The sequence below is a fragment of the Ensifer sp. CCNWLY38 genome, assembly GCF_037120565.1.
Classification (GTDB): domain Bacteria; phylum Pseudomonadota; class Alphaproteobacteria; order Rhizobiales; family Rhizobiaceae; genus Ensifer; species Ensifer adhaerens_H.
Map to the genome: position 1 here is coordinate 474,976 of NZ_JBBBBO010000002.1, position 24,342 is coordinate 499,317.

At 62.1% G+C, this 24,342-nt stretch carries 26 protein-coding genes; 11 read left to right on the top strand and 15 right to left on the bottom strand.

The window, feature by feature from the left end:
* Positions 1–60: 60 nt before the first annotated feature.
* Positions 61–1,275, bottom strand: a complete 1,215-nt coding sequence (locus V7S54_RS06505; RefSeq protein ID WP_065373583.1) for an NADP-dependent isocitrate dehydrogenase — start codon at positions 1,273–1,275, stop codon at positions 61–63.
* A gap of 275 nt (positions 1,276–1,550) precedes the next feature.
* Here V7S54_RS06505 and V7S54_RS06510 point away from each other — a divergent pair, with 275 nt between their 5' ends.
* From V7S54_RS06510 to murI, 3 genes are all read left to right on the top strand, one after another.
* Positions 1,551–3,527, top strand: coding sequence for an FUSC family protein (locus V7S54_RS06510; RefSeq protein ID WP_065373584.1), 1,977 nt, complete (start codon positions 1,551–1,553; stop codon positions 3,525–3,527).
* 65 nt (positions 3,528–3,592) lie between these two features.
* The gene (locus V7S54_RS06515; RefSeq protein WP_065373585.1) at positions 3,593–4,438 is read left to right on the top strand and encodes an RNA methyltransferase; all 846 of its coding nucleotides are present in this window, start codon (positions 3,593–3,595) and stop codon (positions 4,436–4,438) included.
* Complete coding sequence (murI, locus tag V7S54_RS06520; protein WP_065373586.1) at positions 4,425–5,270, top strand: glutamate racemase; 846 nt, start codon at positions 4,425–4,427, stop codon at positions 5,268–5,270. The genes V7S54_RS06515 and murI overlap by 14 nt, the downstream gene beginning before the upstream one ends.
* Here the strand turns inward: murI and V7S54_RS06525 are convergent.
* Complete coding sequence (locus V7S54_RS06525) at positions 5,267–5,452, bottom strand: hypothetical protein (RefSeq protein ID WP_141679343.1); 186 nt, start codon at positions 5,450–5,452, stop codon at positions 5,267–5,269. The two genes, murI and V7S54_RS06525, sit on opposite strands and share 4 nt — an antisense overlap.
* 256 nt (positions 5,453–5,708) lie before the next feature.
* Here V7S54_RS06525 and V7S54_RS06530 point away from each other — a divergent pair, with 256 nt between their 5' ends.
* A complete protein-coding gene (locus V7S54_RS06530; protein ID WP_065373587.1) occupies positions 5,709–7,226 on the top strand; it encodes an ATP-binding protein in 1,518 nt (505 codons plus the stop codon).
* Positions 7,227–7,277: 51 nt separating this feature from the next.
* On the opposite strand, the gene V7S54_RS06535 is transcribed toward V7S54_RS06530, so the two are convergent.
* Positions 7,278–7,613, bottom strand: coding sequence for a cupin domain-containing protein (locus tag V7S54_RS06535; protein ID WP_065373749.1), 336 nt, complete (start codon positions 7,611–7,613; stop codon positions 7,278–7,280).
* A 117-nt stretch (positions 7,614–7,730) separates the two neighbouring features.
* Between V7S54_RS06535 and V7S54_RS06540 the strand changes: the two genes are divergently transcribed.
* The 5 genes from V7S54_RS06540 to V7S54_RS06560 all read left to right on the top strand — a co-directional run bounded on the left by V7S54_RS06540 (position 7,731) and on the right by V7S54_RS06560 (position 12,002).
* Positions 7,731–8,258, top strand: a complete 528-nt coding sequence (locus V7S54_RS06540; RefSeq protein ID WP_065373588.1) for a MarR family winged helix-turn-helix transcriptional regulator — start codon at positions 7,731–7,733, stop codon at positions 8,256–8,258.
* Positions 8,259–8,484: 226 nt separating this feature from the next.
* Positions 8,485–9,102 (top strand): 30S ribosomal protein S4, encoded by a 618-nt coding sequence (gene rpsD, locus V7S54_RS06545; protein WP_065373589.1) that lies wholly within the window; start codon positions 8,485–8,487, stop codon positions 9,100–9,102.
* A gap of 136 nt (positions 9,103–9,238) precedes the next feature.
* Positions 9,239–10,186, top strand: coding sequence for a glutaminase (locus tag V7S54_RS06550; RefSeq protein WP_065373590.1), 948 nt, complete (start codon positions 9,239–9,241; stop codon positions 10,184–10,186).
* 110 nt (positions 10,187–10,296) lie between these two features.
* Positions 10,297–11,181, top strand: a complete 885-nt coding sequence (ttcA, locus tag V7S54_RS06555) for a tRNA 2-thiocytidine(32) synthetase TtcA (protein ID WP_065373591.1) — start codon at positions 10,297–10,299, stop codon at positions 11,179–11,181.
* Positions 11,178–12,002: an inositol monophosphatase family protein gene (locus V7S54_RS06560; RefSeq protein ID WP_065373592.1), complete on the top strand. Its 825-nt coding sequence runs from the start codon at positions 11,178–11,180 to the stop codon at positions 12,000–12,002. Before ttcA ends, V7S54_RS06560 begins: the two co-directional genes overlap by 4 nt.
* A gap of 77 nt (positions 12,003–12,079) precedes the next feature.
* On the opposite strand, the gene V7S54_RS06565 is transcribed toward V7S54_RS06560, so the two are convergent.
* The 8 genes from V7S54_RS06565 to V7S54_RS06600 form a co-directional block, all read right to left on the bottom strand.
* The gene (locus V7S54_RS06565) at positions 12,080–13,372 is read right to left on the bottom strand and encodes a multidrug effflux MFS transporter (protein ID WP_065373593.1); all 1,293 of its coding nucleotides are present in this window, start codon (positions 13,370–13,372) and stop codon (positions 12,080–12,082) included.
* 49 nt (positions 13,373–13,421) lie between these two features.
* Positions 13,422–14,660, bottom strand: coding sequence for a multidrug effflux MFS transporter (locus tag V7S54_RS06570; RefSeq protein WP_065373594.1), 1,239 nt, complete (start codon positions 14,658–14,660; stop codon positions 13,422–13,424).
* Positions 14,661–15,122: 462 nt separating this feature from the next.
* Positions 15,123–15,461 (bottom strand): Grx4 family monothiol glutaredoxin, encoded by a 339-nt coding sequence (gene grxD, locus V7S54_RS06575; protein WP_057248938.1) that lies wholly within the window; start codon positions 15,459–15,461, stop codon positions 15,123–15,125.
* Between the two features lie 234 nt (positions 15,462–15,695).
* The gene (locus V7S54_RS06580; RefSeq protein ID WP_065373595.1) at positions 15,696–15,941 is read right to left on the bottom strand and encodes a hypothetical protein; all 246 of its coding nucleotides are present in this window, start codon (positions 15,939–15,941) and stop codon (positions 15,696–15,698) included.
* Between the two features lie 6 nt (positions 15,942–15,947).
* The gene (locus tag V7S54_RS06585) at positions 15,948–16,181 is read right to left on the bottom strand and encodes a BolA family protein (RefSeq protein WP_057248940.1); all 234 of its coding nucleotides are present in this window, start codon (positions 16,179–16,181) and stop codon (positions 15,948–15,950) included.
* Positions 16,182–16,416: 235 nt separating this feature from the next.
* Entirely contained in the window at positions 16,417–18,648 is a 2,232-nt protein-coding gene (purL, locus tag V7S54_RS06590) for a phosphoribosylformylglycinamidine synthase subunit PurL (protein ID WP_065373596.1), read from the bottom strand.
* A gap of 197 nt (positions 18,649–18,845) precedes the next feature.
* Positions 18,846–19,358 (bottom strand): acyloxyacyl hydrolase, encoded by a 513-nt coding sequence (locus V7S54_RS06595; RefSeq protein WP_234792955.1) that lies wholly within the window; start codon positions 19,356–19,358, stop codon positions 18,846–18,848.
* Between the two features lie 99 nt (positions 19,359–19,457).
* Positions 19,458–20,876: an aminotransferase-like domain-containing protein gene (locus tag V7S54_RS06600; protein WP_065373597.1), complete on the bottom strand. Its 1,419-nt coding sequence runs from the start codon at positions 20,874–20,876 to the stop codon at positions 19,458–19,460.
* A gap of 82 nt (positions 20,877–20,958) precedes the next feature.
* Here V7S54_RS06600 and V7S54_RS06605 point away from each other — a divergent pair, with 82 nt between their 5' ends.
* Positions 20,959–21,213: a DUF1127 domain-containing protein gene (locus tag V7S54_RS06605; protein ID WP_234792957.1), complete on the top strand. Its 255-nt coding sequence runs from the start codon at positions 20,959–20,961 to the stop codon at positions 21,211–21,213.
* Positions 21,214–21,309: 96 nt separating this feature from the next.
* Here V7S54_RS06605 and V7S54_RS06610 read toward each other — a convergent pair whose 3' ends face one another.
* The 4 genes from V7S54_RS06610 to purC form a co-directional block, all read right to left on the bottom strand.
* Complete coding sequence (locus tag V7S54_RS06610) at positions 21,310–21,717, bottom strand: hypothetical protein (protein ID WP_057248958.1); 408 nt, start codon at positions 21,715–21,717, stop codon at positions 21,310–21,312.
* A 56-nt stretch (positions 21,718–21,773) separates the two neighbouring features.
* Positions 21,774–22,445 (bottom strand): phosphoribosylformylglycinamidine synthase subunit PurQ, encoded by a 672-nt coding sequence (gene purQ / locus V7S54_RS06615; protein WP_065373599.1) that lies wholly within the window; start codon positions 22,443–22,445, stop codon positions 21,774–21,776.
* Positions 22,446–22,616: 171 nt separating this feature from the next.
* A complete protein-coding gene (gene purS / locus V7S54_RS06620; RefSeq protein WP_065373600.1) occupies positions 22,617–22,859 on the bottom strand; it encodes a phosphoribosylformylglycinamidine synthase subunit PurS in 243 nt (80 codons plus the stop codon).
* Between the two features lie 18 nt (positions 22,860–22,877).
* Entirely contained in the window at positions 22,878–23,642 is a 765-nt protein-coding gene (purC, locus tag V7S54_RS06625; protein WP_065373601.1) for a phosphoribosylaminoimidazolesuccinocarboxamide synthase, read from the bottom strand.
* Positions 23,643–23,979: 337 nt separating this feature from the next.
* On the opposite strand from purC, the gene V7S54_RS06630 reads away from it, so the two are divergent.
* Entirely contained in the window at positions 23,980–24,294 is a 315-nt protein-coding gene (locus tag V7S54_RS06630) for a DUF1476 domain-containing protein (protein WP_065373602.1), read from the top strand.
* Positions 24,295–24,342: the final 48 nt, after the last annotated feature.

The following is a 24,342-nucleotide window of genomic DNA, read 5'->3' on the forward strand; positions in this document are numbered from 1 at the left end:
GGTAAAAAAGAAACCCGGCGCATGGCCGGGTTCCGTGTTTTTCGAAGTGTCTGGCGCAGATCAGGCCGCCATGGCCTTCTGCAGGTTCTCGTCGATCTTGTCGAGGAAGCCGGTGGTCGAGAGCCAGGGCTGATCGGGACCGATGAGCAGCGCCAGGTCCTTGGTCATGAAGCCGGATTCGACGGTGTCGACGCAAACCTTCTCGAGCGTGTCGGCGAACTTCGCGAGTTCGGCATTGCCGTCGAGCTTGGCGCGGTGCGCAAGGCCACGGGTCCAGGCGAAGATCGAGGCGATCGAGTTGGTCGAGGTTTCCTCGCCCTTCTGGTGCTGGCGGTAGTGGCGGGTAACCGTGCCGTGGGCGGCTTCGGCTTCAACCGTCTTGCCATCCGGCGTCATCAGAACCGAGGTCATCAGGCCGAGCGAGCCGAAGCCCTGGGCGACGATGTCGGACTGCACGTCGCCGTCGTAGTTCTTGCACGCCCAGACGTAGCCGCCGGACCACTTCAGGGCCGAGGCGACCATGTCGTCGATCAGGCGGTGTTCGTACCAGATCTTCAGTTCCTTGAACTTGTCGGCGAACTCGGCGTCGAAGACCTGCTGGAAGATGTCCTTGAAGCGGCCGTCATAGACCTTGAGGATGGTGTTCTTGGTCGAGAGGTAGACCGGAACCTTGCGCTGGATACCGTAGTTGAACGAAGCGCGGGCGAATTCGGTGATCGAATCGTCGAGGTTGTACATGCCCATGGCCACGCCGGCCGACGGTGCGTCGAAGACGTCGTATTCGATTTCCTTGCCGTCTTCGCCGACGAACTTCATCGTCAGCTTGCCCTTGCCCGGGAACTTGAAGTCGGTGGCGCGGTACTGGTCGCCGAAGGCGTGACGGCCGACGATGATCGGCTTGGTCCAGCCCGGAACCAGGCGCGGAACGTTCTTGCAGATGATCGGCTCGCGGAAGATGACGCCGCCGAGGATGTTGCGGATCGTGCCGTTCGGCGACTTCCACATCTTCTTCAGCTTGAATTCCTCGACGCGGGCTTCATCCGGCGTGATCGTGGCGCACTTGACGCCGACGCCGTGCTTCTTGATCGCGTTGGCGGCGTCGACCGTCACCTGGTCTTCGGTTGCATCGCGGTTTTCGACGCTGAGGTCGTAATATTCCAGATCGACGTCGAGGTAGGGATGGATCAGCTTGTCCTTGATGAACTGCCAGATGATGCGGGTCATCTCGTCGCCGTCGAGCTCGACGACCGGATTGGCGACCTTGATCTTTGCCATGAATATGCCTCGTAGCTTATGCGGGACAGCGGGAGCGATGTCCCTTCCTCTCTGAAAAATCCTGTGCCCTATAGCACTCAGAACCGGCAAGGCAAAGCATGCTTGGCTGAAACTTTGGATGGAGGCTGCGGCAGGCGGCAAACAAGGCTTCTGCATGTCTTTCCAGCCGGGCTTTCAGCGCGCCGGCCTTGCAAAGATCGCGTCTGCCGCTATGCAGGAGGAGCCGGCAAAGACGGCGAGCCTCAAGCGCGAACGCCGACAGACAAAGGCATCCGATGGCATTTCGTTCCCGTATGCGCGATTGGCTTCTTGCCAACGATCCGGCCTTCTCCCGCCTGCGGCAGGCCTCCCGCATCACCGCGACGATCGTCGTTTCCATTCTGCTGCTGATGGCGTTTCACTATCTCGTGGCGCCGCTGCCGCCGGCCGCCTTCGGCCTCGCTGCGTCGTTGTCGATCGAAGGCGGTCTCGCCGTTCGCGACGCGACGGTGGCAGGCCAGCGCCTGACGCGCATCATCGCCGTTCTCGTCGGCGTTTCAATGGTCGGGCTTGCATCGGTTCTCGAGAATCATCGCTACGCATCTGATGTCGTTTTCCTGCTGATCATCTTTCTCGCCGTCTATGGCCGATCCTTCGGGCCGCGCGGCTTTGCCGTCGGCATGTTCGCCTTCATGTCCTATTTCACCGGCGCCTATCTCCGGCCGACGCTCGATCAGCTGCCGGCGCTGTTCTTCGGCGCGGCGGTCTCCGCCACGGTCGCGCATCTCGTCCGCACACGGCTGCTGCCGGATGATCGCTACCAGGACCTGCTGAGGGCGACGGCCAGCGTGCAGCGCCGCGTCGACCAGATGCTGCTGCAACTGGCCGAGATCGCCCGCAAGCCCGTCCTATCCGAGGTCGATCGGCGTCGGCTGCACACGGCGGAGGAGCGACTGAAGGAAGCGGTGCTGATGGCCGAAAGCTTCATTCCGACCGAGAACCGGCGGCCGGAACCGGAGCCGGGCCTCGCCTCGGCCGATGTCGTCGTCAATCTTTTCGACCTGCATCTCGCGGCCGAAAGCGTGATCGTGGTGAGTTTCCAGTCGATGCCGCCGCCGGCGCTGGTGGAGGCGATGCTGGCGCGTGACGGCGAGCGGATCGACGAGGAGATCGCGCGGCTCGGCGATGCCGCACCACGCCGCGCGGAAACGGTGAAGGCGCTGCTCTGGCTTCGCAATGTCAGGCAGAGGCTTGCCCGCAGCCTTGCAAAGCTGACGCCGACCGACCTCGAAGAGCCGCAGGCACACATGAGTGGCGGACCAAGCCGCTGGAAGCCATCGCTTGCCGACCCGGCGCTGAAGGCAGCGATCCAGATTACGCTTGCTTCCGGCATCGCCATGGTCTTCGGGCTGATGCTGTCACGCGAGCGCTGGTTCTGGGCGGTGCTCGCGGCGTTTCTGGTCTTCACAAACACACGTTCGCGTGGTGACACGGCCGTCAAGGCGCTGCAGCGCTCGGCAGGCACGCTCTTTGGCATCGTGGTCGGCATCGTCGTCGGCACGCTGGTTGGCGGCAATATCTATCTCGTGCTGCCGCTCTGCGCCCTCTGCATCTTTCTTGCCTTCTATTTCCTGGCGGTTTCTTACGCGACGATGACCTTCTTCATCTCCGTCGTGTTGTCGCTGGTCTACAGCCTCATGGGCGTGCTGACGCCGCATCTCCTGCAACTGCGTCTCGAAGAAACCATGATCGGCTCGATCGCCGGCGCGGCCGTCGCCTTCGTCGTTTTTCCGACGCGCACCCGCACCACGCTCGATGCAGCTGTCGCGACCTGGTGCGACGAACTGATCGGCCTGTTGCAGGCTGCGAGGGACGGCACCTCCGGCATGGTTCTCGTTGCCCGTTCTCAGGCGCTCGACCGGGCCTATCGCGAGCTGGCGGCGGCGGCAAAGCCGCTGGGGCTTCCGTGGCAGCTGGTGACGCGCCCCGGCCATGTGCGCCAGGCGCTGGCAATCTTCATGGCCTGCACCTATTGGGCACGGGTCTTCGCGCGGCGCGTCGGCATGGATGCGGAGCTGGAGGGGACCGATTTCAAAGACGACATCGACGCCAATCTCAAACTCGTCCGGTCAGTGCGCGACAAGGCGTCCGCCTATTTCTACGAGGTCGGCCGGATCGGTGCGCCGGTCGATCGGCACTTGCCGATCTCCAAGGACGATGCGGAGCTTGGTCTCGAGATGATCGGGGTCTCTCTCAACCGGCTTCATTTGTAGTGGACTTTAATTTCCGCGGTAATTGTGCAAGGGAAGCGCCGAACGACAGGCGAAGGCACGGGAAAATGGCAGGTACGAACAGCGAGCGCGAACTTCTGGCGGAAGGACCGGCGATCATTCTTGCCTATCCGCAGCTCGGCGAAAACATCGGCATGGTCGCGCGGGCAATGGCGAATTTCGGCCTGGCAGAGCTTCGGCTCGTCAATCCGCGCGACGGCTGGCCGAGCGAAAAGGCGCGCTCGGCTGCAAGCCGTGCCGACCACGTCATCGACGCTGCCAAGCTCTATAGTTCGGTCGAACAGGCGATCGCCGACCTCAACTTCGTCTATGCGACGACCGCTCGCGACCGCGACGGCTACAAGCCGGTCCGCTCTCCGATTGTCGCAGCGCGCACGCTGCGCCAGCGCTTCCAGGGCGGCGAGAAGACGGGCATCCTGTTCGGGCGCGAGCGCACCGGGCTTACCAACGAGGAAGTGGCGCTTGCCGACGAAATCGTGACCTTTCCGGTCAACCCGGCCTTCGCGTCGCTCAATCTCGCGCAGGCCGTGCTCTTGATGTCCTATGAGTGGCTGAAGACCGGCATGGAATCGGAGGACCAGACCTCGTTCCAGGCGATCGAGCAGCGGCCGGCGACCAAGGAACATCTGCAGGGGCTCTTCGAGCATGTCGAGGAAGCGCTCGACGCGCGCAACTATTTCCGCTCCGTCGACAAAAAGCCGAAATTGGTCGAAAACCTGCGCGCTGTTCTGACCAGACCATCCTTTACCGAATCCGAAATCCAGGTGCTGCGCGGCGTCATTTCTTCGCTCGACCGGTTCACGCGGGAAAACCCGCGCGGCTCCGGCGCTCCGGGTGATCACGGCAGGGGCGAGCGCGGCAGGAAAGCACGAGACAACGGTGACAGCGAGTGAACTGAAACCCATCCTCGTCTTCGACAGCGGCATCGGCGGCTTGACGGTGTTGCGCGAGGCGAGGGTGCTGATGCCCGAGCGGCATTTCATCTATGTGGCCGACGACGCCGGCTTTCCTTATGGCGGCTGGGAGGAGGCGGCGCTGAAGGCGCGGGTGATCGAACTTTTCGGCCGGCTGCTTGTCGAGCACGATCCGGAAATCTGCGTGATCGCCTGCAACACCGCCTTCACGCTTGTCGGCGCAGATCTGCGCGCGGCCTATCCTCAGATGACCTTCGTCGGCACGGTTCCGGCGATCAAACCGGCAGCGGAGCGCACGCGCTCCGGACTTGTGTCTGTTCTGGCGACGCCGGGCACGGTCAAGCGCGCCTATACGCGCGATCTCATCCAGTCCTTTGCCAGCCAATGCCATGTGCGCCTCGTCGGCTCGGAGAACCTTGCCAAGATGGCGGAAGCCTATATCCGCGGCGAGAAGCTGGACGACGAGACGGTACTTGCGGAGATCGCGCCGTGTTTTGTCGAGATGGACGGCAGGAAGACCGATATCGTCGTGCTGGCCTGCACGCACTATCCCTTCATGGCCAATGTTTTCCGAAAGCTCGCGCCATGGCCTGTCGACTGGCTGGATCCCGCCGAAGCGATTGCCCGGCGGGCGCGTTCGCTCGTGCCGCTGCCGAACGGCTTCGAGCCGCTGAATGGCCAGGATCCGGCAATCTTCACCTCCGGCAAGCCGGATTTTGCGACGCGGCGGCTGATGCAGGGATTCGGCCTGACGGTAACGCCCGGCGCGTCCGTGGACGACCGGGTGGGACGGACTGAGACGATCGGCTAGAAGAAGATCGCCAGCGAAATGCCGAGCAAGACAGCCAGCACGCAGGCGGTCCGGAAGTGCGTACGGCTGATGCGTGCGGCTTCATCTCTTGACGTGATGCGTTGCCCATCCTTGTAAGCGTCGCGCATGCGCTGATCGAGATTGTTCATCTCCATTTGCTGTTCTGTTTCGTAGTGTTCCATCACTGCCCATGGCAAATCGCTTCGACCATAACCGATATGGGCATTCGTCTTCGCTCGCAAAAGTACGATCTTCAGCCAGCCTCAACTTTATCTTGCGGTGAGCGGATGGGGCATCTGGTTCTTTCTGGGTGACTTTCCGACGTGTATTCCCTGTGGGTTTTCTGCGTCGGAGGCACGCACTCCGGCAAAAGCGTGCTAGGTGTCGCCGGCTCGGCGATCTGCGCCTGAGCGCGAATCAATTCAGCAAGAGGTGGAAATGAAGGTCGGCATCGACATGGGAGCGACGTCCGAAGGGACATCGGCCTCGCTCGATATCGAGGAGCTTCTGGCCACCCGTCTCCTGGTGCAGGGCAATTCCGGTTCGGGCAAGTCGCACCTGTTGCGCCGGCTGCTGGAGCAGTCGGCGCCCTGGGTACAGCAATGCATCATCGACCCCGAAGGCGATTTCGTCACGCTTGCCGACAAGTTCGGCCATGTGGTCGTCGAGGGTGAACGCACCGATGCGGAGCTGATCGGCATTGCCAACCGCATCCGCCAGCATCGCGTCTCCTGCGTTCTGTCGCTCGAAGGTCTCGATATCGAGCAGCAGATGCGCAATGCCGGCGTGTTCCTCAACGCCATGTTCGATGCGGACCGCGAGTTCTGGTATCCGGTTCTCGTCGTCGTCGACGAGGCGCAGATGTTTGCGCCATCTGTTGCCGGCGACGTCACGGAAGAGGTGCGCAAGATTTCACTCGGCGCCATGACCAACCTCATGTGCCGCGGCCGCAAGCGCGGACTTGCCGGCGTGATCGCGACCCAGCGCCTGGCGAAGCTTGCCAAGAACGTGGCGGCCGAAGCCTCCAACTTCCTGATGGGCCGCACCTTCCTCGACATCGACATGCTGCGCGCGGCCGATCTGCTCGGCATGGACCGGCGCACGGCGGAAATGTTCCGCGACCTGAAGCGCGGCTCCTTCGTTGCGCTCGGCCCGGCGCTGTCGCGCCGTCCGCTGAAGGTGACGATCGGCACGGTGGAAACCTCGGCGCGCTCTACCAGCCCGAAGCTCATGCCACTGCCGGAGGCGCCGCAGGACGTCGAGGATTTGATCTTCACGCCGGACCCGGACGAGTTGACCCGGCCGATCATGCGCCGCGCGGTCGTGCCGCCGCGTCCGACGACCGACATTCTTGCCGAACTGTCGCGTCCGAGACCGGAGGCGGCAGCGCCGATCGAAGCGAGGCCGGCTCAGCCAGAGATGACCGCTGACGAGAAAGAGAGCCTGCTCGACAGCGTGTTCGCGGAAATCCTCACCAATCCGGAGGCAGCGTTCCGGCCTGACGCTGAGCTGTTCCAGGACTTCCTGGTGCGCTGCCGCATTCGCCGCCTGCCGTCAGGTGCAGCACTTTCCCTCAGTGCCTTCCGACGCAAGATGGCGGTTGCCCGTTCCGGTGTCGACGCCGAGACGGCGGCGACCGAGACCTGGGCACAGGCCTTGCTGCTTGCCGATCGTGTGACCGAGGATCTGCAAGCCGTGTTCCTGATGATGGCGCAGGCCGCTGTCCGCCGCCTGCCGTGTCCTTCAGACGCGATGATCGCGCGCGCCTACGGCACGCATTCCGCGCGCCGTGCGCGCCGACTGCTTGGATATTTCGAGGAGCATGGGCTGATCGTCATCCATGCGGACTTCTCCGGCAAGCGCATCGTCGCCTTTCCGGACCTTGGCAGCGAAACCGCGCCGGGGGATGCGAACGGACCGGATATAGGCAACACGACGGCCACCGCGGCCGAGTAAGCCGCCTCCATTCCCGCGCCTTTGGGGTACCCACAGCCAAAAGCCCGAACGCTAGAGCCAGGTCTGAACCACCCGATCCGACGCGTGGATGCAAGTCATCTGCAACCGGCTGGTGCCAGTGTTGACGAAACGATGCGGTGTCTCCGGATCGACGACGATGATATCGCCGGGTCTACCCATGATTTTCTGTTCACCGACGGTGAACTCCGCTTCGCCGGAGTGCACGATCCAGGTCTCCGGATAGGGATGGACGTGAAGGGCAGGCCCCTGGCCGGGCTCGGCATCCATCAGAAACAGCGAGATGGGCGTGCCGTATTGCCCGCCTTCAAACAGGATGGTCCGATTGGGGCTCTGCTTCTGCTCTGCACGCGGAATGACATGAAACATGATGGTCTCCATCTCCGGCGGGTTGGCTTCCTGCTGCGGTTGAATTATCTTCACGAGAAGATATTATCCGAAACTATCTTCTCGTCAAGATATATTGATGGAATACCGAGGTGAGCAATGCAGAATGAGAACGAGGCGAGGGATCACGTCGACCGGCTGCAGGCGCAGTGGGCGGCCGAACTGCCCGACCTCAATACCGAGCCGATGACCATCCTTGGGCGCGCCTACCGCCTTTCCAACATTGTGCGCCCGTCGATCGAGGAGACGTTCGCTTCATTCGGCCTCGACCGCGGCGAGTTCGACGTGATTTCGACGCTGAGAAGGTCCGGGCCGCCTTACCGGCTGACGCCGACCGACCTTTATACCTTGCTGATGATTTCGTCGGGCGGGCTTACGCACCGGCTCGATCGGCTGCAGAAAGCAGGGCTAATCGTGCGCGAGCGCTCGGCATCGGATGGCCGAAGCAGCGTCGTCGGACTGACCGAGAAAGGAATAGCGCTTGCGGAAACGGCGATTCGTGCGGATATGACCAGCGAGGCGCAGTACCTCGAAGGGTTGAGCGCGGGAGACCGCGTCGCACTGGCTGGCTTGCTCCGGAAACTGCTCGTCTCGCTGGAGCGGGCCGAAGCCGTTGATCCGGCTTGAACGGATGCCGGTTTGTCACAATTTCGTTGACAATAGGGGCCGGACCCACTAAAGCCGCCCCAACGCCGGGCAGAAATGTCCGGTGTTTCATTGACATGTCCCGTGGCTTCTCCGTCAGCGTGATCGTGAGAAACCTGTCAGAACCCCGAAAATGGGCTCAGAGGAGGGCGTGTTTCCTTGATCCGGTTTGGAAACAGACCGGTGTAACTGTTTGAAAGGAAATGCGATGAGCAAGCGCGAATCGTCCAAGTACAAAATTGACCGCCGTATGGGCGAAAACATCTGGGGCCGTCCGAAGTCCCCGGTCAACCGTCGCGAATACGGCCCGGGCCAGCACGGCCAGCGCCGCAAGTCCAAGCTCTCGGACTTCGGTGTACAGCTGCGCGCCAAGCAGAAGCTCAAGGGCTACTACGGCGACATCCGCGAGAAGCAGTTCCGCGCGATCTTCGCTGAAGCTTCCCGCCGCAAGGGCGACACCCCGGAAAACCTGATCGGCCTGCTCGAATCGCGCCTCGACGCGATCGTCTACCGCGCCAAGTTCGTTCCGACGGTCTTCGCTGCCCGCCAGTTCGTCAACCACGGCCACGTCAAGGTCAACGGCGTCCGCGTCAACATCGGTTCCTACCGTTGCAAGCCGGGCGACGTCATCGAAGTCAAGGATAAGTCCAAGCAGCTCGTAACCGTTCTGGAATCGGTTTCGCTCGCTGAGCGCGACGTTCCGGACTACATCGAAGCCGACCACAACAAGATGGTTGCGACCTTCGTCCGCGTTCCGGGCCTCTCTGATGTTCCGTACCCGGTCGTCATGGAACCGCACCTGGTCGTCGAATTCTATTCGCGTTAATCCGGGGCTCACGCCTTGTGACGTTTCGAAAACCGCCCGGAAACGGGCGGTTTTTTTGTCGATAGCAACTACCGTGGCGCTGCCGTCCATGACGCGATTTCATCCCTTCGACAGGCGATGAGTGAGAGGGAAGCCGATGCCTGAGCAGAACGCTCCGCAAGACCTGCAAGCGATCATCGAGGACATCCATCGGGAACTGAGCCCGCGGTTCGGCCAGGGCAAGGTCGCCGACTACATCCCACAGCTAGCGCGCGTCGACGCCAAACATTTCGGCATGGCGATCGTGACGACCGACGGCAAGCTCTACCGGGTCGGCGATGCCGAAGTGCCGTTTTCGATCCAGAGTGTCTCCAAGGTGTTCACGCTGACGCTGGCGCTCGGCAAACATGGCGAGAACATCTGGCACCGCGTCGGCCGCGAGCCATCCGGCTCGGCCTTCAACTCCATCGTCCAGCTGGAGCAGGAAGGCGGAAAGCCGCGCAATCCCTTCATCAATGCCGGCGCCATCACGATCAGCGACCTGATCCTCGCCGGCCATACGCCGCGGGAACTGATTGGCGAAATCGTGCAGTTCATCCGTTACCTCGCCGACGACGATCAGATCGTCATCGACCACGAGGTGGCACGTTCGGAGACCGCCACCGGCTACCGGAACTTCGCGCTCGCCAATTTCATGCGCTCCTTCGGCAAGCTCGACCATCCGGTGGAGCATGTGCTCGGCGTCTATTTCCACCATTGCGCATTGGCGATGACCTGCAGCCAGCTGGCCAAGGCCGGCCTGTTTCTGGCCGCCGGCGGCAGCAATCCGCTGACGGGCCATAACGTCGTCTCGCGCCAGCGGGCGCGACGCATCAACGCGCTGATGCTGACCTGCGGCCACTATGACGGCTCGGGCGACTTCGCCTATCGCGTCGGCCTGCCTGGCAAGAGCGGTGTCGGCGGCGGCATTCTGGCGGTGGCGCCGGGCAAGGCGTCGGCTGCCGTCTGGTCGCCTGGTCTCAACGAAAACGGCAACTCGCTGCTCGGCTCGCTGGCGCTGGAAATGCTAGCCGCGCGCACCGGCTGGTCGGTATTCGGGCCGTAAGTGGTCGGCCGTTGGCCGATTTCCCTTGATCTTGACAGCTGGAGCGGGCAAGTGCTGGCCAAGATTTGCCGGGCAACCGTTGTGCCCGCCTGCCGCACAGGATCCCCGCCATGGACCTTTCGCACACGCCGTCGCAAGACCAGGCCGAAACCACTTTCGATGAGGGCGAGATCGACGCCGGCACGCATCCGTTGTTCAGCCGCATGCCGTCCTCCGTCTCGTTCAACAAGCTGCGCAAACGCCTCTTGCGCCAGACGCGGCAGGCGCTCGACGACTTCGGCATGCTGAAAGGTTCGAAGCGCTGGCTCATCGGCCTTTCCGGCGGCAAGGACAGCTACAGCCTGCTGGCGCTTTTGATGGACCTGCAATGGCGCGGATTGCTGCCGGTGGAGTTGATCGCCTGCAATCTCGACCAGGGCCAGCCGAACTTCCCGAAGCATATTCTGCCGGAATATCTGCAGTCGATCGGCGTCAAGCACCGAATCGAATATCGCGACACCTATTCGATCGTGAAGGAAAAGGTGCCGACGGGGGCGACCTACTGTTCGCTCTGTTCGCGGCTGCGCCGCGGCAATCTCTATCGCATTGCGCGCGAAGAGGGGTGCGACGCGCTAGTGCTCGGCCATCACCGGGAGGACATCCTCGAAACCTTCTTCATGAACCTCTTCCACGGCGGCAGGCTCGCCTCCATGCCGGCAAAGCTTCTCAACGACGAGGGCGATCTGATGGTGCTTCGCCCGCTCGCCTATGCGGCCGAAGACGATCTCGCCAAGTTCGCGTCGGCCATGGAATTTCCGATCATCCCTTGCGACCTCTGCGGCTCGCAGGACGGCCTCGAGCGCAATGCGATGAAGGCGATGCTTGGCGATCTCGAGCGGCGCATGCCCGGACGCAAAGACACGATGCTGCGCGCGCTCGGCCATGTGAACCCGTCGCATCTGCTCGATCCCAAGCTGTTCGATTTCCTGTCCCTCACACCGGAGCCCAAAGAATGAGCCATTCCGTTGACATCGCCGGCCTTGCCAACCTCCTGCAGGAAGCGGCGGTCAAAGAGATCCTGCCGCGGTTTCGCAATCTTGATGCCGGTGATATCAGGATGAAGTCGGAAGCGATCGATCTCGTGACCGAAGGCGACGAGGCGGCGGAACGGCTGATCAAGTCACGTATCGAAGAGGTGGCACCGGGTGCGCTTTTCGTCGGCGAGGAGTCGGTCGCAGCCGACCCGGCGCTGCTCGACAAACTCGCGGACGCCGACCTCGCCATCGTCGTCGACCCGATCGACGGTACCTTCAATTTCGCCGCCGGCATGCCGCTCTTCGGCGTCATGGCAAGCGTCGTGGCAAAGGGCGAGACGGTCGCTGGCATCATCTACGATCCGCTCGGCAATGACTGGGTGATCGCGGAGAAGGGCTCGGGCGCCTGGATGTGCCGCCCGGATGGGTCGCAGGAGCGTCTCTCGGTCACGGCGGGCGTGCCGCTCGAAGCCATGGTCGGTGGCGCCTCGACTGGCTTTTACCAGCAGGAAGCACGGCGCGAAGTCATGGCCAATATGGCGAAGGTGCGTATGGCCACCAGCTACCGCTGTGCGGCGCACGAGTACCGCATCTTCGCTGCCGGTCACATTCACTTCCTCATGTATCAGAAGCTGATGCCCTGGGATCATCTGGCGGGAACGCTGATTTCGCAAGAAGCCGGTGCCTATGCCGCCCGCTTTGACGGTTCGCCCTATCTGCCTGCCCATCTCAACGGCGGCCTGCTGCTGGCGACCGACAAGGAGAGCTGGGAGACGCTTCGCCGCGAGGTTTTCACGGTCTGATTTCAACAGCCAGAGCTGAAACAAAAAGCCCGCACGGATCGCTCCGGGCGGGCTTTTTCATGTCGTTCGGTGGCCAGTTACATGTGGCCGCCACCGTGATCCATGGTGACGTCCTTGTCGCCAGGATGGGTGAAGAGCTTGCCCTTCTCCGCCCAGAGCGTCGCCAGAACCGTCAGGATGCCGAAGAGGGCGAAGCCGCCGAAGAGCGGCTGCAGCGTACCGTTGAAGAGCTGGCCGACGGTGCCGCCGATCAAGGCGCCACCGGTGGTCGAGACAAAGCCGGTGATCGCCGTCGCCGTGCCGGCGAGGTGGCCCATCGGCTCGAGGCTGATCGCCGTGAAGTTCGTCGCGATCACCGCAAAGAACATCAAGAGCACCGAGAACATCAGGTAGCTGACGACGAAGGCCGGCGTGCCGGAGAGCGACATCACGAAGCCGACGAGCGAGAGCAGCGTGAACAGGATCATCGAGACGTGCGAGATCCGGCGCATGCCGAAGCTGCGGACGAAGAAGCCGTTGGCGAAGTTCGCGACCGCAATACCGCCCGCCGTGCCGGCAAAGGCGATCGGCAGCCAGTCGCCGAGGCCATAGACCTCGCCGAAGATCTGCTGGACCGTGACGATGTAGGCGCAGATGACCGCGGTGAAGAGCGTCATGCCGATCATGTAGCCGCAGGTGATGCGGTTGGTCAGAACGGTCTTGAAACCCGAAGCGACTGCGCCGACGGAGAGCGGCATGCGCTCCTCGCGCGGCAGGGATTCCTGCATGCGGGAAAAGGCCCAGACGAACAGGATCGTGCCGATGACGCCGATCAGGATGAAGATCCAGTGCCAGTTGGCATAGAGGATCACCAGCTGGCCGATCGAGGGCGCGACGATCGGTACGATCATGAAGACGATCATGACATAGGACATGACGCGCGCCATCTCGCGGCCGCCGAAGCAGTCGCGCACGATCGCCATGGTGGTGATGCGGATCGCGGCCGCGCCGATGCCCTGAATGAAACGCAGGATCAGCAGCGTCTCGAAGCTCTGGGTGAGAGCGGCGGCAAACATCGACACGGTGAAGAAGGCGAGGCCGCCGAGCAGCACGCGGCGTCGGCCGAAGGCATCCGAGAGGCTGCCGAAGAAGATCTGCGAAATGCCGAAGCCGAGGAAGAAGACGCCGATCACCAGCTGGCTGTCATTGGTGTTGGCGACGTTCAGCGACTGGCCGATGGCCGGCAACGCCGGCAGCATGCTGTCGATGGCGATGGCGACACTCGCCGTCATGACGGCGATGGTGATGATGAACTCGACGATGCCCATGTTGAGGCGCTGAGCCCCGGAAACCCCGTCGATATGTTCGGATTGATTCGTGATGGTGGTCATTGGGTGAGCCCGTAAATTCTTCAAAAATGAGGACTGGCCGGTTCTGGGATCAACCGGCCGGCTGATGGTGCGGTTTGAAGAGCTTGCCGCGTTCGGCAATCAGAACGAAAACGAGACCGATTGCGGCGACAGTGAAGTAGCCAGTGGCGAGCGGCGTTGCGGTGCCGTCGAAGGACTGGCCGATGAAGGCTCCGATCACGCTTCCGCCGATCGTCTGCATGAAGCCGAGTACGGACGACGCTGTACCGGCAACGTGGCCGAGCGGCTCCATGGCCATTGCGTTGAAGTTCGGCGCGATCAGCCCGAACTGGAACATCGTGGCGCAGTAGAGGACCACGAAGACCGGGAAGGGCAACGGCGCATAGAGCGAGGCCGACATCCAGACGAAGCTCGCCAGCGTGAAGCCGATGAGTGCCGCATGGGATAGCGGCCGCATGCCGAAGCGGCGGACGAGGCGGGAATTGGTGAAGGAAGCGACCGCCATCATACTGGCAAAAGCCGCGAAGACAAGCGGAAACCACACGCCGAGGTCGTAGACACCGACGAGCACCTGCTGCGCAGAGTTGATGAAGCCGAAGAGCGCGCCAAGGATGACCGATGTGGCGAGCGTGTAAAGCAGCGACACCCGGTTCGTCAGCACGATGCGGAAACCGCTGAGGATGACCGACGGCGTGAAGTCGCGGCGATGGGCCGGATCAAGCGTTTCGCCGAGCTTTGACACGACGATTGCGATGTTCATCACGGCATAGAGCGCGACAACGAAGAAGATCATGTGCCACTCGGCAAGGCTGATGATGAGCTGGCCGATCGAGGGCGCCACAACCGGTACGATCATGAACACCATCATGACCAGCGACATGACCTCAGCCATCTGTCGGCCGCCATAGACGTCGCGGACGATCGAGATGGTGATGACACGCGTGGCCGCAGCACCGGCGCCCTGGACGAAACGTAGCGCCAGCATGAGGCCGAAGCTCGGTACGATGGCGATCGCCAGCGCACAGAGCGCATAGAGGGCAAGGCCGGCAATCAGCGGTGGCTTACGCCCGAATCGATCCGAAAGCGGGCCGAAGAACAGCTGTGCCACGCCCATGCCGAGCAGATAGGCGGTGATGATATATTGTCGCTCATTTTCAGAGGCAACGCCGAGGCTGGCTCCGATCTGCTGCAGACCTGGCAACATGATGTCGATCGAGATGGCGTTGGTTGCCATCAGCATGGCCATCAGCGCGATGAACTGGAATTTCGTGAGCCCGGGCCGGGCGTCTTCGTTGGTCGTGCTGGTCATTTGCAAAAAGTCCTAGCGGCGCACCGAGCGCAAGCGAAACAGGTTGGTCCGAAGCAAATCCGGAAAAGAAGGGCGCCGGCTGGCGCCATGCCAGCAGACATATCGAAATTCGAGCGGGGGCAGCCGGGGCGATTGGAAATCAACCGCACGGACCGGGCCGGCATGAAGCAAAGGAAGCGTCGAGCGGCAGGGACCGGACTTTCCGGGCGCCAAGGGGCGAGGCGAGACCCTCTACAGGCAGCTTATGCCGAACGATCGCAACCGATTCATGACAGGCCGCACATCCGGCCCTTCGCTCCACGAAGGAAGCACGCTCTGAACGTATCTTGGCGGCACCTGCGCGAACCGCACGCGCAAGTCCTTCTGAAGGACAACGAAAATTAGGCGATGCGGAATTACAGCCAGAATCAAAAAAGGCGGTTGCCCGCCTTCTCCGAAAGATCGGGACGAGGCGTCCTTAGATCAGGCGGCGGCGCCCTTGACGGCAACGCCCTGCGCCTCAAGGTGAGACTGCAGTTCGCCGGCCTGGAACATTTCACGCACGATGTCGCAACCGCCGACGAATTCGCCCTTGACGTAGAGCTGCGGGATCGTCGGCCAGTTGGAGTAATCCTTGATGCCCTGGCGCAGGTCAGCATCGGCGAGCACGTTGACGCCCTTGTAGTCGACACCGATGTAATCGAGAATCTGGACAACCTGACCGGAGAAGCCGCACTGCGGGAACTGCGGCGTACCCTTCATGAAGAGCACCACATCGTTTGTCTTGACTTCGTTGTCGATGAATTCGTGAATTCCGCTCATCTCGTCTTCCTTCCTGCGCCGGCTTCAAGGGCCGGATATCGATTGGGTTCTAGATAGCATGCATATTGGTGATTTTCACCACCCAATCGCAACAAATATTGATGGGCCTCAAGATGTGGTTTTATTACCACTACAGCGCCACGCGACTTTTCAGACGCGCAAAAGTCGCTGTAGCACTTTGATTTTCTGCATGTTTTTATCCTTAAATCGGCTGCGATTTAAGGAAACATGCCGTCAGGCGGTGCGGCGCCGGGTCTTGCTGCGCGCCGCAGCCGTTCGACGACGGCTGACCTGCTTCTTGGCCGGCTTGCGGATGGCCGCTTCGAGGATATCCGCGAGGATGCCACCGCCGGACGAGGTTGTCCGCGTCCGGCGCTTTGTCCGCTTGGTCGAGGTTCGCTTGACGCCGGTCTTCTTGAGGATTTCCTTCAGCGCGCTGTCGACGACGCCGCTGACGAGTTCCTTGATCAGGTCAGCCATTCCGGCTTACTCCGGTGCGCTCGTCTGCAGGGCAAGGGCATGCAGAACGCCGCCCATGTTGCCCTTCAATGCATTGTAGACCATCTGGTGCTGTTGCACGCGGGTCTTGCCGCGAAACGCTTCGGCCACGACTTCGGCGGCATAGTGGTCGCCGTCACCGGCCAGATCGCGGATCGTGACCTTGGCACCGGGAATCCCTGCCTTGATCATGTCTTCGATGTCGCCTGGTGTCATGGGCATGATACGCCAACTCCCTTTTTATTCTGCAACGTCAGCAGCCTGCCGACGCCATCCATGAAATCAGGGAACCACGATTCAGGGGCGGAACGCAATTGCTGAATTGGGTGAGGGCGGCCCAGTTGCCGGCGCCCGTACGATCCGATGATCACGCTTGATCGCGTCCCCGGATGGCACCTTTCGAGGCATGCAAGGAGCCAGACGGGAGCCGCCGATGAGCGGCTCCCGTTGTCGTTTCTTAGTTCTCGGGAGCGAGATCGCCCTGCATGAATTCCGGGAACCAGCCTTCGTGGGTCGAGCGCAGCTCAGCGACCGAAACCGCCCTGGCATCGCCGAGCTTGACGGCATCGCCACCGGTCCTGCCGATGACGGGCAGGGCAACGCCTGCGGTGTTAGCGCGGGCGGCAACCGCGTCGAGTGCGCCGGCGGCAACAGTTACGACGTAGCGGCCCTGATCTTCGCCATAGAAGGTCGCGATCGGGTCGTGACCGGCGACGGCGTCAAGAGTAGCGCCGATGCCCGAGGCCATCGCCATTTCGGCGACCGCAAGCGCCAGGCCACCCGACGAGCAATCGTGAACGGCCGTTACGAGGCCATCGACGATGAGGCCGCGGACGAAATCGCCCACCTTGCGCTCATGCGCCAGATCGACATGCGGCGCCGGACCGTCGGTGCGGCCGTGAACGTCTCGCATGTAGACCGACTGGGCGATGTGGGCGCCCAGGCCAACAGGTGCACCGGCAAGCAGGATCGTTTCGCCTTCCGCAGCAAAGCGGATGCGCGCCATCTTCGACCAGTCCTTGATCAGGCCCACGCCGCCGATGGTCGGGGTCGGCAGGATCGCCTGGCCATTGGTCTCGTTGTAGAGCGAGACGTTGCCGGAAACGATTGGGAAATCGAGCGCGGTGCAGGCTTCGCCGATGCCCTTGATGGCATGGACCAGCTGGCTCATGATTTCGGGGCGTTCGGGATTGCCGAAGTTGAGGTTGTCGGTGGCGGCCAGCGGCAGAGAACCCGTAGCCGTCAGGTTACGCCAGCATTCGGCAACCGCCTGCTTGCCTCCCTCGTAGGGATCGGCCTCGACGTAACGAGGCGTGACGTCGGAGGAGAAGGCAAGCGCCTTGGAGGCATGGCCCTCGACGCGCACGACGCCGGCGTCACCGCCCGGAAGCTGCAGCGAGTTGCCCTGGATCAGCGTGTCGTACTGCTCGTAAACCCAGCGGCGCGAGGAGTTGTTGGCGGAACCGACCAGCTTGACGAGCGCATCGGCAACATCGGCTGCCGGGATGTCGTTCGTTGCCAGCGGAGCCGAGGTCTTGGCCGGGGTCCAGGGACGATCATATTCCGGCGCTTCGTCGCCCAGTTCCTTGATCGGCAGGTTTGCCACTTCCTCGCCCTGGTGCAGGATGCGGAAGCGCAGGTCGTCCGTGGTCTTGCCGACGATCGCGAAATCGAGGCCCCACTTGACGAAGATCGCCTTGGCGACTTCTTCCTTGGCCGGTTCCAGCACCATGAGCATGCGCTCCTGGCTCTCGGACAGCATCATCTCGTAAGCGGTCATGCGTTCTTCGCGAACCGGAACGCTGTCAAGATTAAGCTCGATGCCGAGGTCGCCCTTGGCGCCCATTTCGACCGCCGAGCAGGTGAGGCCGGCCGCACCCATGTCCTGGATGGCGATAACGGCACCCGTCTGCATCAGCTCGAGGCAGGCTTCGAGCAGGCACTTTTCGGTGAAGGGGTCGCCGACCTGGACGGTCGGGCGCTTTTCTTCGATCGACTCGTCGAACTCGGCAGACGCCATGGTCGCGCCGCCAACACCGTCGCGGCCGGTCTTTGCGCCGAGATAGACGACGGGCAAGCCGACGCCTTCGGCCTTGGAATAGAAGATAGCATCGCTCTTGGCGAGGCCGGCGGCAAAGGCGTTGACGAGAATGTTGCCGTTGTAGCGGGCGTCGAACTCGACCTCGCCACCGACGGTCGGGACGCCGAAGGAGTTGCCATAGCCGCCGACACCGGCAACGACGCCGGAAACGAGGTGGCGGGTCTTCGGATGGTCCGGCGCGCCGAAGCGCAGCGCGTTCATCGCAGCAACCGGACGGGCGCCCATGGTGAAGACGTCGCGCAGAATGCCGCCGACGCCAGTCGCGGCACCCTGGTAGGGCTCGATATAGGACGGGTGGTTGTGGCTCTCCATCTTGAAGACGACGCAGTCGCCGTCATCGATATCGACCACGCCGGCGTTCTCACCCGGGCCCTGGATGACGCGCGGTCCCTTGGTCGGCAGCGTGCGCAGCCACTTCTTCGAAGACTTGTAGGAGCAGTGCTCGTTCCACATCGCCGAGAAGATGCCGAGCTCGGTGAAAGTCGGCTCGCGCCCGATCAGGCTCAGGATGCGCTGGTATTCGTCGGGCTTCAGCCCGTGCGATGCGATGAGGTCCGGGGTGATGGGGCGGGTGTTCGAAATCGTCATCGTCGACCGTCAAATCCTTCGGGCGGCGCGCAATCCACGTAAGAGGAATATGGCGCGTGCGAACCGCAACAGACACAGGGGGCGCTTTGCGGCTTCTTTAGCCTATGCTGCGGCGCGGCGCGACAGAAAAATACGGGCGATCAACAGCGGTTGACGCCCGTATAAAGCTTTGCAGAAGGCCAGTGCTGCGACCAGCGTCAGAACTTGTAGCCGAGCGCAAGGCCGGCGCGTGTCAGGCCGTTGTTGGGACCATCACAGAGATTGGCATGCGAAGCATGTTCCACGGACGCCGAGACGTTCCAGTGTTCGTCGAGGCGGACGCCGGCAACGGCATATTCGCGGAAGAGGAAGCGGCAGCCGAGTTGGGGACCGGAACCATTGGGGTCATCGAGATCGCCGTCATGAACGGTACCGCCGGCGCCGAACTCGACGAAGAAACGCCTCGTCATGTCGAAGGTCCAGCTCAGGCCACCATAAGCCTGATTGACACCGTTGGACGAGGTCGCCACGGCCGCACCTGTATAGACACGCGGGCGCAGCAATTTCTCCCCAAGATCTGTCGCGCCATCCGCATCGAACGGGTCGAAGTATACGGTGAATGACGGAAATACGCCGTCTTCCTGCTTGTCGCCGCTGGCGATCGAGGTCGTCACGCCGAAGCGCATTTCATCGAACACACCTTCGGCGGCGAAGGCCGGCGCGGCGATCAATGTGGCTGTGGCGAGAGAAAGGCAAGCTGCGAGGCGGCACGAACGGGCGGGGCTGGACGATAGCGGCTTGTCCGAAAGTCACTCCGCGGATTTCGATAGTCACTCGAAACTGTCGTAGCCGGCACGTCCGCTGTCGAGCAGCCGCTTCAGCGCCTGGAAGCCGCCCCTTACCTCCGCACGGTCGCGCGGCGAGGAAAAGCCGATGCGAATGCGGTGGAAGACACGGTCGGTGCGGCCGGCCTTGAACTCATCCTCGTCATCGACGAGCACGCCCTCCTGCAGGGCCGCTTGCTTGAAGGTGCCGGAGAGCCACGGATCGGGCAGCTTCATCCAGAGGAACGGAATGCAGGGGTGCGAGGTAAACTCGATGCCTTCGAAAATTTCACGGGCCATCGCCTCGCGGGCGCGCACCTCTTCAATGCCCTTGCTGCGCAGGATGGTAGCTGATCCCGAAAGCACCAGTCGGGCGCAAAGCTCGGCCAGGATGAAGGGCAGGCCACCGCTCACCATCTTGTGGGCAATGCGAATGCGCTGACTGAAATGCGGAGGGCAGGCGACCCAGCCGCCGCGGACACCGGCAGCCACCGACTTCGAAAGACCGCCGACCAGGAAAGTACGTTCCGGCGCAAGCTCGGCCAAGAGCGGCGTCTGATCACCGGTCATCGCGCCATAGAGATCGTCCTCAACGAGCCAGACGCCGTATTTGCGGGCGATGTCGGCGATGGCCTGGCGGCGAGCGAGCGGCATGACGGCGACCGTCGGGTTCTGTGCGCTCGGCATGAGGAAGGCGAGCTTCGGATGCTGCTGTGCGCAGACGCGCTCGAAATCCTCCGGAATCATCCCGAACTCGTCGCTTTCGACCAGCGTCGTCCGGCGACCGACCAGGCCGGCGCTGCGGCTCACCTGCGAATAGGTGAGCGTCTCGAAGGCGATACGGTCGCCAGGTGCGGTGACCGCAGTGATGACGGCAACGACGCCCGCATGGGCACCGAGCGTCGGCACGATGTTTTCCGGCTTCGGGCGGAATCCGCCGCGCGCCAGCCATAGGCAACCCGCCTCGAACCAATGGTCCGGGAAGTTGCGGGCGTAGCTTGCGATGTCCGCATGGTGGTCGTGACTGATCTCGCCAAGCACCTCGCTCAAGACCGTGCCCTGGCCGATATCGGGCGCCGCTGTGCTGTCGAACCTCAACTTGCCGGCAGGTGCTACGAGCGGCCGGGTGCCGGCGAGCGAAGTCGTCAGCGGATCCGCCTGCTCCGGCGGACGGCTTTCGGGATGATCGAGTACATAGGTGCCGCGACCGACTTCACCGCTCACAAGTCCGCGTTCGCGGACGATATTGTAGGCGCGTCCAATCGTGCCGATTGTCACGCCGATATCGTAGGCGAGATTGCGTTGCGGGGGCAATTTGGCACCGACGGGCAGGGCGCCGTTGCCGATTGCCTGTTCGATCTGGTCGGCAATCCGCGCATAGAGCGGACCGTGACCCTGCTGAATGTCTGGGAGCCAATTTGTCATAGTGACAATTCTTTAGATTACAGCACGGAATATGTCAATTATCACCGATACAACGATAGCAATCGCTGCATTGGGGTTATCAATGAGTACAATCGATACAATTTGTTTGTCCCGCCCGGAAGCGAAATCCGTCGAGCGCACCGGCACATTGTTTGGTGGCGACTATTCGGAGGAACGCGAAAGCGTGCTGAGGCGCCTATGGGGGCTCTATTGCGAACTGGCGGCGAAGCGACGCGGTCGCATGGCGCTCGGGGAAATGAGCGATTGGCAGCTTAGGGATATCGGTGTTTCCGAGAGGGACGCGCGCCAGGAATCGACTGTCCCGTTCTGGCGCTAGCCTTTCGGGCAAGAACCACTCAAGAACAATACAAAAGGGCCGGCGCATCGCTGAGGTGCACCGGCCCTTGGATCAATTCGCCAATTCGACTGAGGTCTACTTGCAGCCCTGTCCGCCGGCAGCCCAGCGCTTGATATCGGCCGCCATGCGCGTGCCGACGGGTTCGCTCATTAACGGTCCGAAGGCCTGCAGGCGTGCCGGGTTGCCCTCAGCCTGAACGACGGCGAGCGGGCGTGCTTCCGGCGATTTGCGCGGCACGATCAGTATGCGCGGGCGGCCGGAGAAGGAATTAAGCTCCGGCGCCAGGCGATAGGACTTGAACTCGGAATCGCCCGATTTGAACCAGCAGCCGTTGGCGCCAAGCGCCACGCGCTCCATGGTCGGCAGCGCCGCCGTGTTCGGGCTCGGTGCCGGCGGCTTCGGCGATTGGCACGAAGCGAGAAGGGCCAGGCCAAACGTTGCGCAGGCAAGGCCGGCCAGGCGTGCAGGGACAAATGAAGGCATCGACGGTCTCGCTCGCATTTTGGGGATGGGTCGGATGCCTTCTACCAGCCGGATGGTTAAGCGGCGATTACTTCGAGCGCCGAAGCGAAGAGACCGCGGCCGTCGGAGCCGCCATGCGCCGCTTCGATCAGGTTTTCCGGATGCGGCATCATGCCGAGCACGTTGCCCTCGGCATTCATCACGCCGGCGATATCGTTCATCGAGCCGTTCGGGTTGGTGCCGTCGGCATAGCGGAACACCACCTGGCCGTTGCCTTCGATCGTCTTCAGCGTCTCGGCATCGGCGAAGTAGTTGCCGTCGTGGTGAGCGACCGGCGAACGGATGATCTGGCCCTTGCTGTAAGCGCGGGTGAAGTCGGTGTCGGCATTGACCACTTCGAGCTTGATTTCGCGGCACACGAATTTGAGCGAGGCATTGCGCATCAGCGCGCCCGGCAGGAGGCCGGCCTCGACGAGGATCTGGAAGCCGTTGCAGACGCCGAGAACCTTGACGCCCTTTTCCGCCTTGGCCTTGATCGCCTGCATGACCGGCATGCGCGCTGCGATCGCGCCGCAGCGCAGATAGTCGCCATAGGAGAAGCCGCCCGGGATGACGATCAGATCGACATCGGGGATATCCGTTTCCGTCTGCCAGACGGTGACTGGAGCCTTGCCGGAAATCTTGGTGAGGGCCGCGATCATGTCGCGGTCGCGGTTGAGGCCCGGAAGCTGGACGACGGCTGACTTCATATCTCTGTCTCCGTTAGCGGCGAGATCAAATCTTGATGCCGCACCCCCGACGAGCCAGGCACCACTTGCGACGATCGCAGCACCGCTCCGTTGGGCGTTCGTGCTGCTTCGGCGTTTCTTAACGTCTGGTTCCACGCCCGAAGGCGCGGAACGATTTCGATGCCTGACGGATCAGGCGAACGAGATGCTGTAGTTTTCGATGACCGTGTTGGCGAGCAGCTTTTCGCACATCGCCTTGAGGTCCTCTTCGGCCTTGGCCTTGTCCGCGGTTTCGATCTGGAGATCGAAAACCTTGCCCTGGCGGACCTGGCCGATGCCGTCGAAGCCGAGCGCACCAAGCGCGCCTTCGATTGCCTTGCCCTGCGGATCGAGAACGCCGTTCTTCAGCGTCACGGTTACACGTGCCTTGATCACTTTGATTTTCCCCGAAAGTTATTTCACCAGAACCGGACCAGTGCCACGCACGGGTTCGTTCTCGTTCATGATGCCGAGACGGCGGGCGACTTCCTGGTAGGCCTCGACGAGGCCACCGAGGTCGCGGCGGAAGCGGTCCTTGTCGAGCTTTTCCTTGGTCTCGATGTCCCAAAGGCGGCAGCTGTCCGGCGAGATCTCGTCGGCGAGGATGATGCGCATCATGTCGCCCTCGAACAGGCGGCCGCACTCGATCTTGAAATCGACGAGCTGGATGCCAACGCCGAGGAACAGGCCGGTCAGGAAGTCGTTGATGCGGATGGCGAGCGCCATGACATCGTCAAGCTCCTGCGGGCTTGCCCAACCGAAGGCGGTGATGTGTTCTTCGGAGACCATCGGGTCTTCGAGCGCATCGGCCTTGTAGTAGAACTCGATGATCGAGCGGGGCAGCACGGTGCCTTCCTCGATGCCGAGACGCTTTGCCAGCGATCCGGCAGCAACATTGCGCACGACGATCTCAAGCGGAATGATCTCGACTTCCTTGATCAACTGCTCGCGCATGTTGAGGCGGCGGATAAAATGTGTCGGAATGCCGATGCGGTTCAGATGCGTGAAGATGTACTCGGAGATCCGGTTGTTCAGAACGCCCTTGCCGTCGATCACGTCATGCTTTTTCTTGTTGAAGGCGGTCGCGTCGTCCTTGAAGAACTGGATCAGCGTGCCTGGCTCCGGGCCCTCATAGAGGATCTTTGCCTTGCCCTCGTAGATACGGCGGCGACGATTCATGGATTCTGTCTCTGTGGTTGTTGGCGCTCTTGGGTCGCGCGCGTGGAATATCTCTCGGGGTCCATAACCGAAAAGAACGGATTTCACAATCGGCGTATCTTCCCGTCCCCTTGAATTGCGTAGGGCGCCCGCGCGTCTCTACCTGGACGCGTCAAGGTCGCCGTGTCACTTTGGGCGCTGCGACGTTTGTAGTCCCTGAATTGAACGCAATTTCAGGAACCATCCGAAGGGTAACATGAAAGTCATCAAACCGGAAAACTACGCATTGCAGTTTGACCTCCGTTTTGGTTTATGGCGATAACTGTTTCCGGCATGGAATTTTCAGGGAGATCGATTGATGACGACGATGCAGGATCGCGAAAAGGCCTTCGAGGCGAAGTTTGCGCTGGACGAAGAGCTGAAGTTCAAGGCTGAAGCGCGCCGCAACAAGCTTGTCGGTCTCTGGGCTGCCGGTCTGCTCGGCAAGGCCGACGCCGACGCCTACGCCAACGAAGTGGTGGCTGCCGATTTTGAAGAGGCCGGCCACGAAGACGTCGTCCGCAAGATCAAGGCCGACTTTGACGCTGCAGGCGTTGCCCAGACGGAAGATCAGATCCGCTTGCGCATGCTCGAGCTTCTCGGCGAAGCCGTCCAGCAGATCCAGAACAAGTAAGTCTTCAGGCACCAATGCCGACCATTCACGCCCGGCCATAAAGCCGGG

Excerpts from the sequence above, each read along its gene's own strand:
- V7S54_RS06505 (WP_065373583.1), bottom strand. The coding sequence starts at position 1,275 with ATGGCAAAGATCAAGGTCGCCAATCCGGTCGTCGAGCTCGACGGCGAC.
- V7S54_RS06510 (WP_065373584.1), top strand. The coding sequence starts at position 1,551 with ATGGCATTTCGTTCCCGTATGCGCGATTGGCTTCTTGCCAACGATCCG.
- V7S54_RS06515 (WP_065373585.1), top strand. The coding sequence starts at position 3,593 with ATGGCAGGTACGAACAGCGAGCGCGAACTTCTGGCGGAAGGACCGGCG.
- V7S54_RS06525 (WP_141679343.1), bottom strand. The coding sequence starts at position 5,452 with ATGGAACACTACGAAACAGAACAGCAAATGGAGATGAACAATCTCGAT.
- V7S54_RS06530 (WP_065373587.1), top strand. The coding sequence starts at position 5,709 with ATGAAGGTCGGCATCGACATGGGAGCGACGTCCGAAGGGACATCGGCC.
- V7S54_RS06535 (WP_065373749.1), bottom strand. The coding sequence starts at position 7,613 with ATGTTTCATGTCATTCCGCGTGCAGAGCAGAAGCAGAGCCCCAATCGG.
- V7S54_RS06540 (WP_065373588.1), top strand. The coding sequence starts at position 7,731 with ATGCAGAATGAGAACGAGGCGAGGGATCACGTCGACCGGCTGCAGGCG.
- rpsD (WP_065373589.1), top strand. The coding sequence starts at position 8,485 with ATGAGCAAGCGCGAATCGTCCAAGTACAAAATTGACCGCCGTATGGGC.
- V7S54_RS06550 (WP_065373590.1), top strand. The coding sequence starts at position 9,239 with ATGCCTGAGCAGAACGCTCCGCAAGACCTGCAAGCGATCATCGAGGAC.
- ttcA (WP_065373591.1), top strand. The coding sequence starts at position 10,297 with ATGGACCTTTCGCACACGCCGTCGCAAGACCAGGCCGAAACCACTTTC.
- V7S54_RS06560 (WP_065373592.1), top strand. The coding sequence starts at position 11,178 with ATGAGCCATTCCGTTGACATCGCCGGCCTTGCCAACCTCCTGCAGGAA.
- V7S54_RS06565 (WP_065373593.1), bottom strand. The coding sequence starts at position 13,372 with ATGACCACCATCACGAATCAATCCGAACATATCGACGGGGTTTCCGGG.
- V7S54_RS06570 (WP_065373594.1), bottom strand. The coding sequence starts at position 14,660 with ATGACCAGCACGACCAACGAAGACGCCCGGCCCGGGCTCACGAAATTC.
- grxD (WP_057248938.1), bottom strand. The coding sequence starts at position 15,461 with ATGAGCGGAATTCACGAATTCATCGACAACGAAGTCAAGACAAACGAT.
- V7S54_RS06580 (WP_065373595.1), bottom strand. The coding sequence starts at position 15,941 with ATGGCTGACCTGATCAAGGAACTCGTCAGCGGCGTCGTCGACAGCGCG.
- V7S54_RS06585 (WP_057248940.1), bottom strand. The coding sequence starts at position 16,181 with ATGCCCATGACACCAGGCGACATCGAAGACATGATCAAGGCAGGGATT.
- purL (WP_065373596.1), bottom strand. The coding sequence starts at position 18,648 with ATGACGATTTCGAACACCCGCCCCATCACCCCGGACCTCATCGCATCG.
- V7S54_RS06600 (WP_065373597.1), bottom strand. The coding sequence starts at position 20,876 with ATGACAAATTGGCTCCCAGACATTCAGCAGGGTCACGGTCCGCTCTAT.
- V7S54_RS06605 (WP_234792957.1), top strand. The coding sequence starts at position 20,959 with ATGAGTACAATCGATACAATTTGTTTGTCCCGCCCGGAAGCGAAATCC.
- V7S54_RS06610 (WP_057248958.1), bottom strand. The coding sequence starts at position 21,717 with ATGCCTTCATTTGTCCCTGCACGCCTGGCCGGCCTTGCCTGCGCAACG.
- purQ (WP_065373599.1), bottom strand. The coding sequence starts at position 22,445 with ATGAAGTCAGCCGTCGTCCAGCTTCCGGGCCTCAACCGCGACCGCGAC.
- purC (WP_065373601.1), bottom strand. The coding sequence starts at position 23,642 with ATGAATCGTCGCCGCCGTATCTACGAGGGCAAGGCAAAGATCCTCTAT.
- V7S54_RS06630 (WP_065373602.1), top strand. The coding sequence starts at position 23,980 with ATGACGACGATGCAGGATCGCGAAAAGGCCTTCGAGGCGAAGTTTGCG.